Origin of the sequence: Xanthobacter sp., assembly GCF_041911315.1 — a bacterium.
GTDB classification, from domain to species: domain Bacteria; phylum Pseudomonadota; class Alphaproteobacteria; order Rhizobiales; family Xanthobacteraceae; genus Xanthobacter; species Xanthobacter aminoxidans.
This window is the reverse complement of sequence record NZ_JAYRPE010000071.1, coordinates 59,064-75,413: the sequence shown is the minus strand read 5'-3', so window position 1 is coordinate 75,413 and position 16,350 is coordinate 59,064. Positions and strand designations below refer to the sequence as shown.

Below are 16,350 nucleotides of genomic sequence, written 5' to 3'. Positions count from 1 at the left end.
ACGCGATTGGCTCGCCGGCCTAAATCCAGCGCTGGTCTAGCGGAAGGCCGCGAGCGCCTGCTCCGACTGGCGCGCGAGGATGCCCGCGTCGACGCCGATGGCCGTGAAGGTCGTGCCGAGATCGATGCAGCGCTTGGCGAAAGCGGGGTCGCCCGTGAGGATGCCCGCCGGCTTGCCGGTGGCGCGGATGCGGACGATGGCGTTTTCCACGGCATCCACCACGCGGGCATGCTTCAGGTCGCCCACGTGGCCGAGGCTCGCGGCAAGGTCGCCGGGGCCGATGAAGATGCCATCGACCCCCTCGACAGCGGCGATGGCGTCGATCTGGTCGAGTGCCTCCTGCGTCTCCACCTGCACCAGCAGGCACAATTCCTGCGCGGCGGCGTGGGCATAGTTCTTCACCCGGCCGAAGCGGGTGGCGCGGGTGAGGGCGGACACACCCCTTATGCCATCGGGCGGATAGCGCGTGGCGGCGACGGCCGCGCGGGCCTCCTCGGCATTCTGCACGTAGGGGATGAGCAGGCTCTGAGCGCCGATGTCGAGCAGGCGCTTGATGAGCACGGTGTCATTGGCCGCCGGCCGCACCACCGGGGATACCGGATAGGCCGAGACCGCCTGCAATTGGGCGAGGACCGTCGTCAGTTCGGCCGGGGAATGTTCCGTGTCGAGGAGCAGCCAGTCATAGCCGGCACCGGCCACCACTTCGGTGGCGTAGGCGCTGGAGAGGGTGCACCAGAGGCCGAGCTGCTGGCGGCCCTCGATCAGGGCCGCCTTGAAGGCGTTGCGGGGCAGGTTCATGGGAAAGCCTCAGGTGAAAGCCTCAGGTGAAGGAGACGCTGATGGCGCCCACCGGTCCATAATCGGCGGTTATCACGTCGCCGGCGGCGATGTCCACGGGCCGGGTGAAGGAGCCCGCCAGCACGATCTGCCCCTTCTCCAGCTTCGCGCCCACGGCGGAAAGCTTGTTCACCAGCCAGGCGATACCGGCCGCCGGATGGCCCATGATGGCGGCCGAGACGCCGCTCTCCTCGATGATGCCGTTCTTGCTCAGCGTTGCGCCCACCCAGCGGATGTCGATGTCCATGGGGCGGATGACGCGCCCGCCCACCACGATGGCCGCGAAGGCGGCATTGTCGGCGATGGTGTCCACGATGGCGCGGGGCACCTCGGTGCGATAGTCGATGATCTCCAGCGCTGGCACGACGAACTCGGTGGCGCGCATCACGTCATAGATGCGCACGCCCGGCCCTTCGAGGTCCTCGCCCATCACGAAGGCCAGCTCCACCTCAAGGCGCGGCTTGATGAAGCGCGCGGCGGGGATCTGGGCGCCGTCGTTGAACAGCGCGTCGTCGAGGATGCGGCCATAGTCCGGCTCGGTCATCTTCGAGGCCATCTGCATGGCGCGGGAGGTGAGGCCGATCTTGTGGCCGGCCACGCGGGCGCCGTTGGCGATGCGCGCCTGCGCCCACAGATCCTGCACGCGATAGGCGTCCTCGATCTCCATGTGCGGGAAGGTGCGGCTCAGTTGGACGACCGGCTTGCCCTCCCGCTCGGCCTTGAGAATGGATTCGGCGCCGAGGCGGCGCTCCTCTTCGGTCATCATGGGTGCGTGTTCCGTCGCGGGGTCACAGGAGGGCGAGGGGACGGACCGGCGAGCCCGTGGCGCCGGTGATCCGCAGCGGCTGGGCGACGAAGGCGAAGGAGCCCTGACCCGCCGCGCCCAGCTCGTCGAGGGTGAGGTTCTCGATGATGTGGATGCCGTTCTGGGCGATGAGGATCATGTGCACCTCCAACGTGATGTTGTGGTGGTTCATCACCTCGAACGCGGACGTATCGGAGCCCACGGAGAACGGCTTGCGCGCCGCAAGCCAGCGCCCGCCCTCGACGCCCGGGCCGGGCGCGCCGGCGGAATCGAGGCCGAGATATTTCGGCGAATCCTGCCAGTAGGCCGCCCAGCCGGTGCGCACCAGCACCACGTCGCCCGCGCCCACACGGGTGCCGGATGCGGCCTCGGCCGCCTCCAGCTCCGCCACGGTGATCTCGTGGGCGGGATCGAGCGCCTCGACACCGAGCGCGCGTGCCACATCGAGCAGCACGCCGCGCCGGAAGATGGGGGCGATGGTTTCCGCCCCGTGCACCTTGAACAGGCCGGTGCCCTGCTGCTCGCGGCCCGCATCATACTTGCCATAGAGCGCGCCATGTTCGGAGACATGGCACAGGGCATCGATGTGGGTAGACGAGTGGGTGCTCGTCACCATCAGCTCGTTGGACGAGGAATGGCCGCAGGAGCGCAGCACGTCGCCGTGCCGGTTGTTGAGGGTGATGTGGAAGGGGGGATGCGCCGGGTGGATGGGCATTCCCTTCTGCATGGGGTGGCTGAGGTCAATGCTGCGGGCAGCCTCGGCGGCTTTCAGCCAGTCCTCGAAATCGAAGCTGCGGGACGGCGCGGAAGTGACGGCATTCATTGGAGCTTGGCTCCCTTCGTCTCGGGCAGGAAGATGAGGACGATGAGGCCGGCGAGCAGGAAGAAGCCGGCCGTGAAGGCGAGGGCACCGGAGAGGCCGTAGCTTGCCGCGAGGAAGCCCACCATCATCGGGGCGAGGGCGCTCACCGCGCGGCCCGCGTTGTAGATGAAGCCCTGCGCCGTGGCCCGTACGTTGGTGGGGAACATCTCGGCGAAGGTGGGGGCGAAGCCGGAGTAGAAGCCGGTGCCGAAGAAGGCGACGACAGGGCCGAAGGCCAGCAGCGCCGTGGGCGTGGAGATCATCGTGTAGACCGGCACCGCGATGGCCGACAGCACGAAGTAGACGATGAACGCCACCTTGCGGCCCAGCGAATCCGCCACATAGCCGAAGGAGATGAAGCCGAGCGCCGCGCCCACCTGCATCACCACGATCCAGGTGGTGGACTTCACGAGATCAAGGCCGGGGCCGCCATTGGCGACGGGGGTGGCGAGCCAGGTGGGAATCCAGGTGAACAGGCCCCAGTAGCCGCACATGGCGGCCGCGGTGAAGGCGAAGCACACCAGCGTGCTGCGTCCATGCTCGCCGCTCAGCATCCGCACGGTTTCCATGAAGGTCAGCCGGCGGGTCTGCTGCTTCCAGATCTCTGGCTCCGGCGTGTGGCGGCGGATCCAGAAGGCGAGCATCGCCGGGGCGATGCCGAAGAAGAACACGCCGCGCCAGCCGATCACCGGCAGCAGCACCGCCGCGACGATGGCTGCCAGCGCATAGCCCGAGGCAAACGCGCTCTGCACCCAGGCCATGACCTTGCCGCGGTGCTGGGCGGGCCAGGTCTCGGTGATGAGGGCCGCACCGGCCGACCACTCGCCGCCGACACCGAGGCCGACGACAACGCGGAACAGCAGCAACTGCGCGATGCTCTGGGAGAAGCCGCACAGCAGCGTGCCCACCGAGTAGCACAGGATGGAGAGCACCATGGACCGGGTGCGGCCGATGCGGTCGGCCAGGAAGCCGAAGACGAGGCCGCCGAAGGCGGTGGCCACGAGGCTCGCGGAGGCGATCATGCCGGCGGTGGACCGCTCCATGCCGAGGTCCGCGCTGATGTGGCTGATCAGCATCGCGAACAGCAGCAGGTCCATGATGTCGAGGGCCCAGCCGAGATAGGCGGACCAGAACGACTGCCATTGGGCCTTTGTGGCGCCCACATACCAGCGCGCGCCGGCGGCCGCGGGGCGGCTGCCAGAGACATCGAGGCTCATCGGTATTCCTCCACGATTATTGCTTGCCGCGCCTTTTGCGCGGGCCTTTCCGCCTCGGCCACGAAATGCCTTGGCGAACAGGGCTTTGGACCTTGATAGGAATGGCGGGTGCGCGCCGCAATTGGTCAATTTTCAAGCGGGATGTGAGCGGAATTGACATGCGGGCGGCGGGGCCCCATGCCTCAAGGGCATTTGTCCGTGGCCGCGTGTGAAATTGGAATGTCTCAACTCTATCGCTCCCTGCCGTCGCTCCAGACGCTGCGCTGCTTCGAGGCGGCGGCGCGCCTTGGCAGCTTCACGTCGGCGGCCGAGGAGATGTGCATCACCCACAGCGCCGTGAGCCACCAGATCCGCGCCATGGAGGAGGCCGTTGGCCAGCCGCTCTTCACACGGCAGGGCAACCGCATGGCGCTCACCGTGGTCGGCCGGAGCCTCGCGGCGGAGACGAGGCGTGCGCTCGACTATCTCAGCCAGGCCTATGCGGTGGCCCACGCCCAGGCGGTGCCGCGGCCGCAGATGCTGAACCTGTCGCTCCAGGTGGCGCTGGCGGAGCATTTCCTGCTGCCGCGCCTCAATGAGTTCAAGCAGGTGCTCGGCCCCGTCGTGCTGCGCATGACGAGCCTGCCGGACCTTGAGGAAAAGTGCCCTGAAGACACCGACATCGCGCTGGTCTACGGCACCGGCGACGTGCCCGGCATGATCGTGGAGAAGATCGCGGACGAGGAGGTGTTTCCGGTCTGCAGCCCCGCCTTCCTCGCGCGCTACCCGGACCTGTCGCTGGAACGGATGCCCGAGGTGCCGCTGCTGCTGCATTCCCAGGTGACGTGGAACCTCTGGCTGGAAAAGGCGGACCTGCCCATCGTCTACCCCACCCAGTCCACGCTTCTGGACGACATCGCCCTCACCATCCGCGGCGCGCTGGCCGGGCAGGGCATCGCCATGGCGCGCTCCCTCGTGGTGCGGGACTATCTCAGGACGGGCGAACTCGTGCGCCTGTTTGACCTCTCGGTGCCCGGCATCTTCTCCTATCACCTCGCCTGCCGCAGCCAGGACGTGCGCACGCACTATGCGCCGCAGATCGACTGGATCGTCCGCGCCATGCGCGCGCTGCGATAGGTGCGCGGCGACGGTGCGGGCGACGCCGGCCGCTGTTCAGGTCGCACCGCGGGCGCCCCCCGCCTGGTGGCCGAAACCCAGTTCTTTCCGCAGTTGCTGCAGCGCGCGGGATGCGGCGACCGTCAGCAAGCTGTTCGTCCGGCAATAGATCGAGAAGCTCCGGCTCGATTGCATCTGCGCCTGTCTCACATCGAGCGCGACGAGAGGCGAAGCGACCCCTTCAAACAGCATCGGTGGTAGCCAGGTCAAAAAGCCGGCCCGCTCCACCAGGGCCTTCATGACCAGCAGGGATTGCGTCTCGACCCGAACGTCGGGGGCGGGAACCCCGTTGCGGGCGAACACTTCGCTGACCTGGGAGCGCACCGAAGTGCCTTCGGGCGGAAGCACCCAATTGGCCTCCCGGATATCCTCCAGCGAGAGGTTGGCGCGCGATGCGAGCGCGTGCCCCCTGCCGGAGACGAAGCAGCAGCCCTCGTGCGAGGGGCCGCGGACAAGACACTGAATGTCCTGTCCCTCCGGCAAATGGAAGGCCACCGCCAGATCCAGCTCGCCGTGCACGAGGCGCACGGCCAATTCGTCTTCGAGCCCGACGACGATGGAGAACACCGTCTCCGGAAATGCGGCCCCCATGCGCATGATCGACGGCGGAAGAAGGACTTCGGCCGCGCTGGACACAACCCCGAGCCGGACGCTGCCCTGCCCGATTCCCCGCAGCGCACGGATCTCCGAGAGCGTGGTCTGGGTCTCGCTTTCGAGGATGCGCGCGCGGCGCAGCAGCACCTCGCCATAGGCGGTCAGCGTCATACCGGTCGGCTGGCGTTCGAACAAAGGTGCGCCCACCTGGGCCTCCAGGCGCTTGATCGTGCGGGTCAGGGCGGGCTGGGTCAGGTTGAGCACCTGAGCCGCGCGGCTGAGAGAGCCCTGCTCGGCGACCGCGAGGAACGCCGTGACCAATCTCGAATCCAGGGGCATGATTTTTGGTTATGTCCTTAGCTCACACGGCATTGGATTTCGCAGGACGGCTGCTGCAGCTTCACCCCCGCCCAAACATGGCTGAAAGAGATGATAGGGAGCATCCTGGGTGATGAACAACGATAAAATGCAGCAGTCACTGCTGCGTCGCGCCACCTTGCGCCACCGGGTCAGCGACGGGGAATGGGCGGCGCGCGTCGAGCTTGCCGCATGCTACCATCTGTGCGCCCACTACGGGATGACCGATATGATCTACAATCATATCTCCCTGCGCATCCCCGGCGAGAACGAGCATTTCCTCATCAATGCCTTCGGCCTGCTCTATGAGGAGGTGAATGCATCGAACCTCGTGAAGGTGGATATCGACGGCAATCAGCTGGATGACGACCCGCTGGATGTCAGTCCCGCCGGCTTCGTCATCCACTCGGCCATACACCGCGCGCGACCGGACGCACGATGCATCTTCCACACGCACACGGCCGCCGGCGTCGCCGTTTCCGCGCGGAAGGAGGGGCTGCTTCCCATCTCCCAGCACGCCCTGCGCTTCTTCGAGCGGATCGGCTATCATCCGTTCGAAGGCATCGCCCTCGATCTCGACGAGCAGACGCGTCTCGTGCGCGATATCGGCTCGCACAACGCACTCATTCTGGAAAATCACGGGCTTCTGACGTGCGGAAAGACGGTCCGGGACGCGTTCGAGCTCATGTATTACCTGGAGACGGCCTGCAAGATCCAGGTGGCCGCCCAGTCTGCCGGCTCGTCCCTCATCTTCCCGTCCGAGGCCGTCGCCCGGCGGACGGCGAAGCAGTTCGAGGATATCGACCCCTTCATCGACGAGCGCGACTGGAAGGCTCTGCTGCGCCTGCTGGAGCGCCGGCAGTCGAGATACGCGGCGTGACGTGCAAACAACGATAATATGAATTCGGGGGAAACCACATGAGCTCCGATACAACAGCAATCGCCAGCGCGGGCGCCAGTGACGAGGACGGGAGCCTGTTCGCAAGAATAAGCTGGAAATTCATCCCGTTCATCATGCTTTGCTACCTATTCGCCTATATCGACCGGGTGAACGTGTCATTCGCGAAGATATCCATGGCGAAGGACCTGCAATTCAGCGACTCCGTGTACGGGTTCGGCGCAAGTATTTTCTTTATCGGATACTTCTTCCTCGAGGTGCCGAGCAACCTCATCCTCGATCGCGTCGGCGCCCGGCTCTGGCTGGCGCGCATCATGATCAGCTGGGGCGCCATCAGCTGTGCGACACTTTTCGTGCAGGGCGAGGTCTCATTCTACATCCTGCGTTTCCTGCTCGGGGTTGCGGAAGCCGGGTTCTTTCCGGGTATCATCTACTTCCTGACCACATGGTACCCGAGCAGGCTGCGCGGGCGCATCATGGCGGCCCTGATCTGCGCCATTCCCATCTCCGGCCTGATCGGCGGCCCGGTCTCGGGCTGGCTCCTCGACGCCCTGCATCAGGTCGGCGGGCTGAAGGGGTGGCAGTGGCTCTTCCTGGTCGAGGGCTTTCCGTCCATTCTCCTGGGAATTGCCTGCCTTTTCATCCTGCGCGACGGACCCGAGGATGCCGAATGGCTTTCGCCGGCCGACCGGGGGCGGCTGAAGCAGATCAAGGTGGAGGAATCCCATGCGACCCCGGGCCATTCCTTCCGCGACGCGCTGACGTCCCTGGCGCTGTGGAAGCTGACCTTCATCTACTTTTCGCTGGGCGCCGGCTTCCTCGGAATTGCATTCTGGATGCCCACCCTGCTCAAGGAGGCGGGAGCCGGGTCGAATACGATGATCGGCCTTCTGTCGGCCATTCCGCACCTGTTCTCCATCGTTGTCATCATCGGTGCGGGGTGGTCTTCGGATCGCTTCCGGGAGCGGCGCCTGCACCTCGTGGTGCCCATCCTCGTCGGAGCCCTGGGCATCGTGATCGCCGTCAAGTCCAGCGGCGATCTCACCACGGTGCTGATCGGGCTGACGATGGGTGTGGCGGGAATAAGCTCGGCCATCGCCACCTTCTGGACGCTGCCAGGCCTTGTCCTCGGCGCCCCGGCATTGGCGGGCGGCCTCGCGCTCATCAATTCCGCCCTCGCGCTGGGCGGGTTCGCCGCGCCGTTCGCGATCGGGTGGCTGCGCGATCATGTCGTTGATGGTGGCATGGTTGCCCTGCACACCCTGGCGGCAATTCTGGTGCTCGGTGCGGTGATGGTCCTGACCTTCAGCGGCCGCGTCGTGAACCGCTAGCTTTGGCGGGCGTGTCTCAGGGCTCGCGCGGCCGTCCTGGCCGGTCGCGAGCCCTGAGCGCCAAGGGGACCTGAGATTTTTGGCGCACGCCTGAACCCGCGGCGTGCGTTCACCGCCAAGACGGCGGGGCCTCATCCGCAGCAGCCGCGAGCCGCCGATAGCTGCCGTCGAAATAGAGCAGCGGCTCGGCACCGCGGCAGCTGACGCCGACCACCTCGCCGACGAAGATGGTGTGCGTGCCGGCGTGGTGGCGCTCGCGCAGCCGGCACTCGATCACGGCCACCGCCTCGGCGAGAAGAGGACAGCCGGTCTCGCCCAATCCATGCGCCACATCCTCGAATGGCCGGTCGAGCCGGCGGGCGAAGCGGCCCGCCAATTCCTGCTGGTGTGCGGCGAGAATGTTCACCGCGAAGGCGCCGCTGTCGGCGATCAAGCCGTGGGAGGTGGTCTCGCGGTTCACCACGGCGAGGATCTGCGGCGGGGCGGTGCTGACGCTGCACACCGCCGTCGCCGTCATGCCATTGAGCTGGTCGCCGCGGCGCGAGGTGATGACCGTGACGCTCGCCGCCAGAACCCGCATGGCGGCCTTGAAGTCGGCCGCATCCACGGGCTGCGTCGCGAGGGGAGCGGCGCGGCTCATCAGGCCGCCCCCTCGGTGAGGAGATCGCGCAGGTGCCCGCCGCCATACCCGCGCCGCAGGTAGCCGCGCGCCTGCAGGAGCGGCACGACTTCGCGCACGAAGTCCTCGAACGTGTCCGGCAGGAAGGCCGGCGACACCACGAAGCCGTCCGCCGCGCCGCTGTCGATGATGGCGATGAGCTGGTCCGCCACGTCCTCTGCCGTCCCCACGGCGCGCGGGCACATGACGCCGCGCGCATAGACGCCGCCCGCCTCGGCGATGGTCATGCCGCCATCGGGCGTGATGCTGCGGAGCGCGGCGAGGTTGCCCTGACTGCCCGAGGCGGCGATCTCCTTCACCGTGGCCTCCATCGGCAGGCTGGAGAAGTCGGTGTTGGCGTGTGCCGCCAGTGTGGAGAGGCCGGCGACCGGATCGGCCAGGGAATCGTGCAGGGCCTCCTTCGCCTCCGCCTCGGCGCGGGTGGCGCCGATGAAGGGCATGATGGCCATCAGCACCTTGCTCGCCCCCGGCGGACGGCCCGCCGCTTCGAGCGCGCCCGCCACATCGGCCTTGAAGGCACGCATCCGCTCCATATTGGGCTGGAGCGCAAAGATCACGTCGGACCAGCGCGCCGCGAACGCCTTGCCGCGCCCGGAGGAGCCCGCTTGGACGATCACCGGCCGCCCCTGCGGGCTGCGCGGGATGTTGAGCGGCCCGCGCGACTGGAACCACGGCCCGCGATGGTTCACGTAATGCACCTTGGCGGGATCGGCGTAGATGCCGGCCGCCCGGTCGAGGACGAGGGCATCTTCGTCCCAGCTGTCCCAGAGGCGGAAGGCGAGTTCCATGAACTCGTCGGCGCGGTCGTAGCGCTCGTCATGGCCGAGATGCGGCACGGTGCCGAAGTTCAGCGCCTCCCCGTCGTTCATGGAGGTGACGACATTCCACGCCGCCCGCCCGCCGGAGATGTGGTCCAGCGTCGCGAACTCGCGGGCGATGTTGTAGGGCGCGTCATAGGTGGTGGAGCGTGTGGCGCCGAGGCCGATGTGGCGCGTCACCGCCGCCATGGCGCCGAGGATCGGCATGGGGTCCATGCGGGTCGCGTCCTGATCGCCACGGGCGAGGCCGGCGGCATGGCTGTCGCCGTAGCGATCCGCGATGGCGAGACGATCAGCGAAGAACAGGAAGTCGAAGCACCCCTGCTCCAGCAGGCGGGCGATGCGCACGTAGTGGTCGAGGCTGAGGAACGGCGTCTCGTGCGCCGGATTGCGCCAGATGGCGTGGCTGTGCACCACCGGGCCGGCGATGAGGAAGCCGCACAGATGCATGGGTTTTGGCATGGTAGATCCTCCCTGTCCCGATCTTGGGCAAGGCTTTCCGGTTCACGCGCCGGATGCCCTGCGCATGCTGATGATGAGACCTTGGTGTTTTGACTGGATGGTCATCCCCCGGCCGGGCCGGGGGATGGGAGCCTGGGCGTCAGGTAATGATGCCGAGGGAGACGTTCTTTCCGCCCTTGATCTCCTGGACTAGGAAGGAGCGGTTGATCTGGTCGCCCCGGGCGTCGAAATCGCAGGTGGCGCCGGCACCGACGAACTTGATCTTCTTGCCGGCCCGGATGAGTTCGAGGCCCTTCACCACGTCGTCCACCTCCTCGCCGGGCGGGTTGCAGACCTCGAACACGGACTTCGCCCACACTTTCGCGTCGGATGACTTGGCGTGCTCCATGGCGAGGGCGGTGACGCACATCTGGTCGTGGGCATTGCCGGCGAAGAGGAAGACGGTGCCGGGGGCAGCGCCCATCTCCTTCACGAACTTCTTGTAGGACGGCGAGTCCAGCGGCGGCGCGGGCTGAAGGTGGTAGATGCCGTTCGCCACCTCCGGGCCGACGGCCTGGAGGAACTTGCCCTCCGCATCGGCGCCGATGGAGAGCGCGACGATCTTGGACTTGAAGCCGCCGCGATAGACTTCCTTGGCGATGGAGACGAAATCCGTCAGCAGGGAGAGGCAGAACACCGCGTCGGGTTCGCCGCCGAATGCCTTTTCGACTTCCGAGCGGTAGGAGGGCTGGTCCGGGTTGTACATCACCACGTCGAGCACCTTGCCGCCGAGCTTGGCGAACTCCGCCTTGAACGGCTCGATCATGGCCACCACGAAGGGGTTCTGCTGGGCCAGTACCACCGCCGTCTTGGCGCCGATGGTCTTCATCACCTTGGCGCCGGCCGGGCCCCAGGACGTGCTTTTGGCCTGGAAGCGGAAGACCATGCCCTTGGTGTCACCCTCGGTCACGGCATTGGCCGAGCAGGAGACCATCTGCACCTTGTCGGCGGCGAGGATGATGGGCTTGGCCGCCAGCGCGATGGGGCTGCCCCAGAAGCCGCCCACCAGCTCCACCTTGTTCACTTCCAGCAGCTTCTTGGTGCCGGTGACGCCGACGGTGGGATTGGTCTCGGAATCCTCGATGAACAGCTTCAGCGGGCGTCCGCCGAGGATGCCGCCGGCATCGTTCACCCATTTCACCGCCATCTCGGCGGCCTTCTTCATGTCCGGGCCGTAGGGCCCGGTGGCGCCAGAAAACGGCAGCACCATGCCGATGGGGATCTCGGCCGCCTGAGCCGCCGCCGGCCGGCCCAGCAGGGCGGCCGCCGGAAGCGAGGCGAGGCCGGCGACCACGTGCCGGCGAGTGAGGGGCAGACTGCGCGTCACGGCTGTTCTCCTGCTGCTGTGTCGGGTTCGGGATGGAGGTGGAGCAGCGCCTCGGCGGCGCCGTCGTCGATCTGCAATGCGTCGTTGAAGCGGTTGAAGAAGCCGGCCAGCGCCGCGCGCAACGTCAGTTCGACGATCTGCGCTTCGGTGAAATGCTGCCGGAGGTCATCGAACACGTGGTCGCGGATGCCCCAGGCGCGCTGGGTGACGAGCCGGGCATAGTCGATCACCGCGCGGTCGGCCGCATCGAAGGCGGGATGATCGCTGGCGGGGAGGGCGGCCACCGCCTCCTCGGGCACGCCCTCCACCTCCAGCAGGGGGGTGTGGTGGGAGACGCAATAGGGGCAGGCATTGAGCTTCGAGACGGTCACGACCGCCAGCTCGATGTAGCGGAACGGCACGCCTTCCCGCGCCCGCAGCTCCATCAGCATCCGGTAGAGATGATCGAGCGCGGGCGGCACATGGGCGAGCACCGACGCCTGGTCGCGGAAATCGGAATAGCCGCCGGCGAAGGCCGTGAAGACCTCCGCATAGGGGGGCGGCAGGTCGGCCGCGGTGAGGGGGGCGACGCGGGGCATCAGGCTTTCTCGCTTTCGGGCGGGAAGAAGTCGGCGAAGCGGCGCTTCGGCTCGGCGACGAGGCCTTCCGGCCGCAGGATGAGGAGGAGGACGATGCCCACCCCGATCATCCCGAGCCGCAAAGCGGAGAGCTGGACGCCATCGACGCCCGGGATCACGTCCTTCAGGAAGCGCGTCGCCTCCAGGATCAGCATGATGGAGCCGGCACCGAGGACGAGGCCGAGGTTGGAACCACGCCCACCGGCGATCACCGCCATGAAGGCATAGGCGGTGATGATGGGGGTGAACTGGCTCGGGTCGATATAGGTGAGGAAGAACGCGTGTAGCGCCCCCGCCAGCCCCATGATCGCCCCGCCGATGGCGAAGGCGCGCACCCGCAGGGCCAGCACGGGCTTGCCGAGCGCCGCTGCGGCCGTCGCATCGTCCCGCACAGCGCGCAGCGCCCGACCGAAGGGCGAGCGGACCAGCGCCTCGCTGAAGGCGAAGACGATCGCCACCAGCCCCAGCGCGAAGGCGAGGATCACCGCATCGCCCCATCCCGCCGGCGTGATACCTGCGAACGGGCGGGGAATATCCGCGATGCCGAGCGCCCCGCCGGTCAGCTCGCCGAGATTGAGCAGCAGGATGCGCACGATCTCCGCGAAGCCGATGGTGACGATGGCGAGGTAGTTTTCCTCCAGCCGGATGGTGAGCAGCGACAGCAGCATGGAAAGGCCCGCGCAAACGGCCGCAGCGAGCACCATGCCGGCGAGCCAGCCCACATGCGGCGCACTGATGGCCAGCGTGTAGGCACCCAGTGCGACGAAGCCGGCGACGCCGAAATTGACCAGCCCGGCAAGGCCCCATTGCAGGTTCAGCGCCAGCCCCACGAGGGCCGCGATGGCGACGAGGATGACGACGGTGACGAGGTAGGAGATCATTGCCGCGCCCTCACTTTCGGATGGCCTTGTTCCCGAACAGGCCATTGGCGCGGAACAGGAGGAGCAGCAGGATGACGCCGAAGCTCACGATCTGCCGGAAGGAGACGGGCAGGACGAGGGCGGACATCTCCTCCGCCACGCCGATGAGGAGCGCGCCCGCCACAGCGCCGATCGGGCTGCCCAGCCCGCCGAGGATGGCGGCGGCGAAGATGGGGATCTGATAGTTCCAGCCCATCAGCGGATCGATGGCGCGATCCAGCCCCGCCAGCACGCCGGCGAGCCCGATCAGCGCGCCGGTGAGGGCGAAGGTGATGCGGGCGATGGTGCGCCGCTCCACGCCGCGCACGGCGGCTAGGGAGGCATTGTCCGCCACCGCTCGCATGGCCCGGCCGAGCGGCGAGGCGGTGATGAGAAGGTGCAGCAGAACGAGCGCGATGATCACCACGCCGGCGGTGATGAGCTGTTCGTGGTTGATGCGCAGGCCGTTCCAGCGCATCGGCCGCGCCACCGCGAGATCGAAGCTTCTGGCGGCATTGCCGAAGATGAAGCGGCAGATGTTCTCCACCACCAGCGACACGCCCATGGAGGCAACCAGCAGCGTGATGGAGCCGCGCGTCCGCAGCCGCTCGAACACCAGTGCATCGGCGATGAGGGAGGCGAGCGCCACCGTGCCCGCGGCGAAAGCGGCGGCGATGGGCAGCGGCAGGCCGAGCACCACATTCGCCGTATAAGCCGCATAGGCGCCGAGGGTGAGGAACGCCCCCACCGCGAAATTGGCGAAGCGCAGGATGCCGAACACCAGTGTCAGCGCCAGCGCCGGCAGGGCCAGCAGCAGACCGGTGACGAGGCCATTGAGGAAGAGCTGAAGCGCCATGGCTCAGGCCGCCTTTCCGAAGAAGAGGCCGGCGAGGTCCGCCTGGCGGATGTCGGCGGCGGAGGCGCGGAGTGTGAGCCGGCCGGCGACCAGCACCACCACCTCGTCGGCGATGCCGAGCGCGGCGGCGACGTTCTGCTCCACCAGCAGCACGGTGACGCCGGCCTCCCGCACGCGCACCACCGCTTCCATGGTCTCGCCGACAATCTTGGGCGAGAGACCGGCCGAGGGCTCGTCGAGCAGCAGCACTTCGGGATTGGCGAGGAGGGCGCAGGCGAAGGCCAGCATCTGCCGCTGGCCGCCGGAGAGGTTGCCCGCGAGCGTGCGCGGCCGCTGCCGCAGTTCGGGGAAGAGATCGAGCACCTTCTCCCGCTGCTCCGGCCCGACGCCGGCGCGCCCGCGCAGGAATTCGGTGGCGAGCTTCAGGTTCTCGGCGATGGTGAGGGTGGCGAAAATGTTGGCTTCCTGAGGCACATAAGCGAGCCCCGACGCCACCCGGCGTGCCGGCGAGAGCGTGGTGATGTCCCGCCCCGTCACCGCCACCGTTCCGGCCCGCGTCGGCACGAGGCCGGCGATGGTCTTGATGAAGGACGACTTGCCCGAGCCGTTCGGGCCGATGACGGCGACGATGCTCTCCGCCGTCTGGGCGAGATCGATGCCGCAGACGATATCGCCGCCCCGGCCGTAGCCGGCGCGCAAGCCCGAGACGGCAAGCGCGAGGGAGAGTTCTTCCGCCTTCGGATCGCAGGGGCGCGCAGTCATGCCGCCACCCCGAGATAGGCGGAGACGACGCGCGGGTCTGCCGTGGCCTCGGCGAAGGTACCGGAGACGAGGGCGCGCCCCTGGGCGAGGACGTGAACGTGGTCGCACACCTCCTCCACCAGATGCATGTCGTGCTCGACGATGCCGAAGGACAGGCCCTCCGCCTTCAGCTCCCGCACCAGCCGCACGATCTCCAGCCGCAGCGGCGGCGCGACGCCGGCGCCCGGCTCGTCCAGCAGGATCAGTCTCGGCTTCATCAGCAGTGCGCGGGCCATTTCCAGCAGCTTCTTCTGGCCGCCGGAGAGCATGGCGGACGACTGGTCGGCGAGCTTCACGAGCCCCACCCGCTCCAGCAGCGCACGGGCGAGATCGGCATTGGCGCGCTCCTGCGCCCACCATTTGCGGCGGCCGAACAGGGCGCCCGTCACCGTCTCCCCACTCTGGGCCGGCGGGGCGGCGAGAAGGGTCTCGAACACGGTGAGGCTTGAGAGCTCCCGCACGATCTGGAAGGAGCGGACCACGCCCTTGGCAGCCATCACATGGGCCGGAAGGCCGGTGACATTCTCGCCCTCCAGGAGCACCGTTCCGGCCTCCGGCCGGGCGAGCCCCGTCAGTGCGTTGAGCAGCGTCGTCTTGCCGGCACCATTGGGGCCGATGAGGCCGGTGACCTGGCCACGGGCGAGATCGAGGGTGACGCCGTCGAGTGCGGCGACGCCGCCATAGCGCCGGGTCAGACCGTGGACCTGAAGGAAGGGGCTGGGGTTCACATCGCCTCCACGGCGCAGGGCGACAATGCCTTGCGGTTGCGCAAATGCCTTTTTGATGTGCATCAAAATCGCAGATCTTGAGCAGGTATTGGACAGTCGATCGCGACCGCTCATAGATTAGACAGATGCATTACGATCAAATCAAATTTATATTGCTTTGCTCTTGGCAAAGTTATTTTAATGGGCGGCATGTCCCGGCCGCTGGAAATCGCCCTGCTGCGCACCTTCGTTCTCCTGGTGGAGGAGAAGAGCGTGACCCGTGTCGCCCGGCGCCTGAACCGCACCCAGCCGGCCGTCAGCCTGCAGATCCGGCGGCTGGAGGCGGCGGCGGGCTTTCCCCTGTTCGAGCCGGACTTGAGGCATCTCAAGCTGTCGCGGCACGGCGAGATGCTGCTGCCCCATGCGCGCACCATGCTGCGGCTGGATGAGGAAGCCCGGCTGCGGCTTTCCGCCGACGATGTGGCGGGCCGCGTCACGCTCGGCTGCCCGGATCTCTATGCCGCCTTCCTCCTGCCGGAGACGCTGGCCCGCTTCCGCGACACCTATCCGGGCGTCGAGGTGACGGTGCGCTGCGCGCTGTCGCGGCAGCTGGCGCAGGACATGACCGAGGGCCTCCTCGACATCGCCATTGCCACCCGCATGCCGGGCGTCTCCCCGCGCGTCGGCACCGGAACGCTGCTGCGGCCCGAACCGCTGATCTGGCTGGGTGCGGAGGGCGGCAGCGCCCACCTTGCGGACCCCATTCCGCTGGCCATGCTGCCGGACGGCAATCTCTACCGGGATTATGCGCTAGCGGCGCTCGACCATATTGGCCGACGCTGGCGCATCGCCTGCATCTCGGAGAGCATCGCCGGCCTGCAATCCATGGCTCTGGCGGATTCCGCCGTATGCGTCCTCGCGCAATCCGTCCGCACGCCGGGGCTGGTGCGTCTCGGCAGCGCGGAAGGTCTGCCGCCGCTCGAAAGCGTGGATCTCATCCTGTGGGAGCGCCACCCCGGCGGCTCGTCGGCGGCGGATCATCTCGCCGCCCACATTCGCCGGTCCGTGTCGGACCGGGACTGATCGCGC

General features: G+C 67.5%; 17 protein-coding genes. 4 read left to right on the top strand and 13 right to left on the bottom strand.

Annotated features, from left to right (window positions below):
• Nucleotides 1–36: 36 nt before the first annotated feature.
• From hpaI to ACE3QW_RS20560, 4 genes are read right to left on the bottom strand one after another with little or no spacing between them, the layout of a single operon-like run.
• Entirely contained in the window at nt 37–798 is a 762-nt protein-coding gene (hpaI, locus tag ACE3QW_RS20575; RefSeq protein ID WP_374253664.1) for a 4-hydroxy-2-oxoheptanedioate aldolase, read from the bottom strand.
• A gap of 22 nt (nt 799–820) precedes the next feature.
• Complete coding sequence (gene hpaH, locus ACE3QW_RS20570; protein WP_029554978.1) at nt 821–1,603, bottom strand: 2-oxo-hept-4-ene-1,7-dioate hydratase; 783 nt, start codon at nt 1,601–1,603, stop codon at nt 821–823.
• Between the two features lie 22 nt (nt 1,604–1,625).
• Nucleotides 1,626–2,465, bottom strand: a complete 840-nt coding sequence (locus tag ACE3QW_RS20565) for a cyclase family protein (protein WP_374253661.1) — start codon at nt 2,463–2,465, stop codon at nt 1,626–1,628.
• Nucleotides 2,462–3,721 carry an MFS transporter gene (locus ACE3QW_RS20560; protein ID WP_374253659.1) on the bottom strand — a complete coding sequence of 420 codons (1,260 nt, stop codon included), beginning with the start codon at nt 3,719–3,721 and terminating at the stop codon, nt 2,462–2,464. Before ACE3QW_RS20560 ends, ACE3QW_RS20565 begins: the two co-directional genes overlap by 4 nt.
• Before the next feature lie 219 nt (nt 3,722–3,940).
• Here ACE3QW_RS20560 and ACE3QW_RS20555 point away from each other — a divergent pair, with 219 nt between their 5' ends.
• Nucleotides 3,941–4,837 (top strand): LysR substrate-binding domain-containing protein, encoded by an 897-nt coding sequence (locus tag ACE3QW_RS20555; protein ID WP_051678702.1) that lies wholly within the window; start codon nt 3,941–3,943, stop codon nt 4,835–4,837.
• A gap of 36 nt (nt 4,838–4,873) precedes the next feature.
• Here the strand turns inward: ACE3QW_RS20555 and ACE3QW_RS20550 are convergent, their stop codons facing one another.
• The gene (locus ACE3QW_RS20550; protein WP_374253656.1) at nt 4,874–5,809 is read right to left on the bottom strand and encodes a LysR family transcriptional regulator; all 936 of its coding nucleotides are present in this window, start codon (nt 5,807–5,809) and stop codon (nt 4,874–4,876) included.
• A gap of 112 nt (nt 5,810–5,921) precedes the next feature.
• On the opposite strand from ACE3QW_RS20550, the gene ACE3QW_RS20545 reads away from it, so the two are divergent.
• Both ACE3QW_RS20545 and ACE3QW_RS20540 read left to right on the top strand, forming a co-directional pair.
• Nucleotides 5,922–6,707 carry a class II aldolase/adducin family protein gene (locus tag ACE3QW_RS20545; RefSeq protein WP_081762565.1) on the top strand — a complete coding sequence of 262 codons (786 nt, stop codon included), beginning with the start codon at nt 5,922–5,924 and terminating at the stop codon, nt 6,705–6,707.
• A 38-nt stretch (nt 6,708–6,745) separates the two neighbouring features.
• The gene (locus ACE3QW_RS20540) at nt 6,746–8,056 is read left to right on the top strand and encodes an MFS transporter (RefSeq protein ID WP_374253654.1); all 1,311 of its coding nucleotides are present in this window, start codon (nt 6,746–6,748) and stop codon (nt 8,054–8,056) included.
• A 109-nt stretch (nt 8,057–8,165) separates the two neighbouring features.
• Here ACE3QW_RS20540 and ACE3QW_RS20535 read toward each other — a convergent pair whose 3' ends face one another.
• The 8 genes from ACE3QW_RS20535 to ACE3QW_RS20500 all read right to left on the bottom strand — a co-directional run bounded on the left by ACE3QW_RS20535 (nt 8,166) and on the right by ACE3QW_RS20500 (nt 15,282).
• Complete coding sequence (locus ACE3QW_RS20535; RefSeq protein ID WP_374253652.1) at nt 8,166–8,696, bottom strand: flavin reductase family protein; 531 nt, start codon at nt 8,694–8,696, stop codon at nt 8,166–8,168.
• The gene (locus ACE3QW_RS20530) at nt 8,696–10,015 is read right to left on the bottom strand and encodes an LLM class flavin-dependent oxidoreductase (protein ID WP_374253650.1); all 1,320 of its coding nucleotides are present in this window, start codon (nt 10,013–10,015) and stop codon (nt 8,696–8,698) included. The genes ACE3QW_RS20535 and ACE3QW_RS20530 overlap by 1 nt, the downstream gene beginning before the upstream one ends.
• Nucleotides 10,016–10,154: 139 nt before the next feature.
• Nucleotides 10,155–11,381: an ABC transporter substrate-binding protein gene (locus ACE3QW_RS20525; protein ID WP_374253648.1), complete on the bottom strand. Its 1,227-nt coding sequence runs from the start codon at nt 11,379–11,381 to the stop codon at nt 10,155–10,157.
• Entirely contained in the window at nt 11,378–11,959 is a 582-nt protein-coding gene (locus ACE3QW_RS20520) for a carboxymuconolactone decarboxylase family protein (protein WP_374253646.1), read from the bottom strand. The genes ACE3QW_RS20525 and ACE3QW_RS20520 overlap by 4 nt, the downstream gene beginning before the upstream one ends.
• Complete coding sequence (locus ACE3QW_RS20515; RefSeq protein WP_374253644.1) at nt 11,959–12,879, bottom strand: branched-chain amino acid ABC transporter permease; 921 nt, start codon at nt 12,877–12,879, stop codon at nt 11,959–11,961. Before ACE3QW_RS20515 ends, ACE3QW_RS20520 begins: the two co-directional genes overlap by 1 nt.
• Before the next feature lie 10 nt (nt 12,880–12,889).
• Nucleotides 12,890–13,753, bottom strand: a complete 864-nt coding sequence (locus ACE3QW_RS20510) for a branched-chain amino acid ABC transporter permease (protein WP_374253642.1) — start codon at nt 13,751–13,753, stop codon at nt 12,890–12,892.
• A gap of 3 nt (nt 13,754–13,756) precedes the next feature.
• Nucleotides 13,757–14,515 carry an ABC transporter ATP-binding protein gene (locus ACE3QW_RS20505; RefSeq protein WP_250166256.1) on the bottom strand — a complete coding sequence of 253 codons (759 nt, stop codon included), beginning with the start codon at nt 14,513–14,515 and terminating at the stop codon, nt 13,757–13,759.
• A complete protein-coding gene (locus tag ACE3QW_RS20500) occupies nt 14,512–15,282 on the bottom strand; it encodes an ABC transporter ATP-binding protein (RefSeq protein ID WP_374253639.1) in 771 nt (256 codons plus the stop codon). Before ACE3QW_RS20500 ends, ACE3QW_RS20505 begins: the two co-directional genes overlap by 4 nt.
• A gap of 189 nt (nt 15,283–15,471) precedes the next feature.
• Here ACE3QW_RS20500 and ACE3QW_RS20495 point away from each other — a divergent pair, with 189 nt between their 5' ends.
• The gene (locus tag ACE3QW_RS20495) at nt 15,472–16,344 is read left to right on the top strand and encodes a LysR substrate-binding domain-containing protein (protein WP_029554964.1); all 873 of its coding nucleotides are present in this window, start codon (nt 15,472–15,474) and stop codon (nt 16,342–16,344) included.
• Nucleotides 16,345–16,350: the final 6 nt, after the last annotated feature.

Bases quoted from the DNA above. Each gene is read 5' to 3' on its own strand.
- hpaI (WP_374253664.1), bottom strand. From the start codon at position 798: ATGAACCTGCCCCGCAACGCCTTCAAGGCGGCCCTGATCGAGGGCCGC.
- hpaH (WP_029554978.1), bottom strand. From the start codon at position 1,603: ATGATGACCGAAGAGGAGCGCCGCCTCGGCGCCGAATCCATTCTCAAG.
- ACE3QW_RS20565 (WP_374253661.1), bottom strand. From the start codon at position 2,465: ATGAATGCCGTCACTTCCGCGCCGTCCCGCAGCTTCGATTTCGAGGAC.
- ACE3QW_RS20560 (WP_374253659.1), bottom strand. From the start codon at position 3,721: ATGAGCCTCGATGTCTCTGGCAGCCGCCCCGCGGCCGCCGGCGCGCGC.
- ACE3QW_RS20555 (WP_051678702.1), top strand. From the start codon at position 3,941: ATGTCTCAACTCTATCGCTCCCTGCCGTCGCTCCAGACGCTGCGCTGC.
- ACE3QW_RS20550 (WP_374253656.1), bottom strand. From the start codon at position 5,809: ATGCCCCTGGATTCGAGATTGGTCACGGCGTTCCTCGCGGTCGCCGAG.
- ACE3QW_RS20545 (WP_081762565.1), top strand. From the start codon at position 5,922: ATGAACAACGATAAAATGCAGCAGTCACTGCTGCGTCGCGCCACCTTG.
- ACE3QW_RS20540 (WP_374253654.1), top strand. From the start codon at position 6,746: ATGAGCTCCGATACAACAGCAATCGCCAGCGCGGGCGCCAGTGACGAG.
- ACE3QW_RS20535 (WP_374253652.1), bottom strand. From the start codon at position 8,696: ATGAGCCGCGCCGCTCCCCTCGCGACGCAGCCCGTGGATGCGGCCGAC.
- ACE3QW_RS20530 (WP_374253650.1), bottom strand. From the start codon at position 10,015: ATGCCAAAACCCATGCATCTGTGCGGCTTCCTCATCGCCGGCCCGGTG.
- ACE3QW_RS20520 (WP_374253646.1), bottom strand. From the start codon at position 11,959: ATGCCCCGCGTCGCCCCCCTCACCGCGGCCGACCTGCCGCCCCCCTAT.
- ACE3QW_RS20515 (WP_374253644.1), bottom strand. From the start codon at position 12,879: ATGATCTCCTACCTCGTCACCGTCGTCATCCTCGTCGCCATCGCGGCC.
- ACE3QW_RS20510 (WP_374253642.1), bottom strand. From the start codon at position 13,753: ATGGCGCTTCAGCTCTTCCTCAATGGCCTCGTCACCGGTCTGCTGCTG.
- ACE3QW_RS20505 (WP_250166256.1), bottom strand. From the start codon at position 14,515: ATGACTGCGCGCCCCTGCGATCCGAAGGCGGAAGAACTCTCCCTCGCG.
- ACE3QW_RS20495 (WP_029554964.1), top strand. From the start codon at position 15,472: ATGTCCCGGCCGCTGGAAATCGCCCTGCTGCGCACCTTCGTTCTCCTG.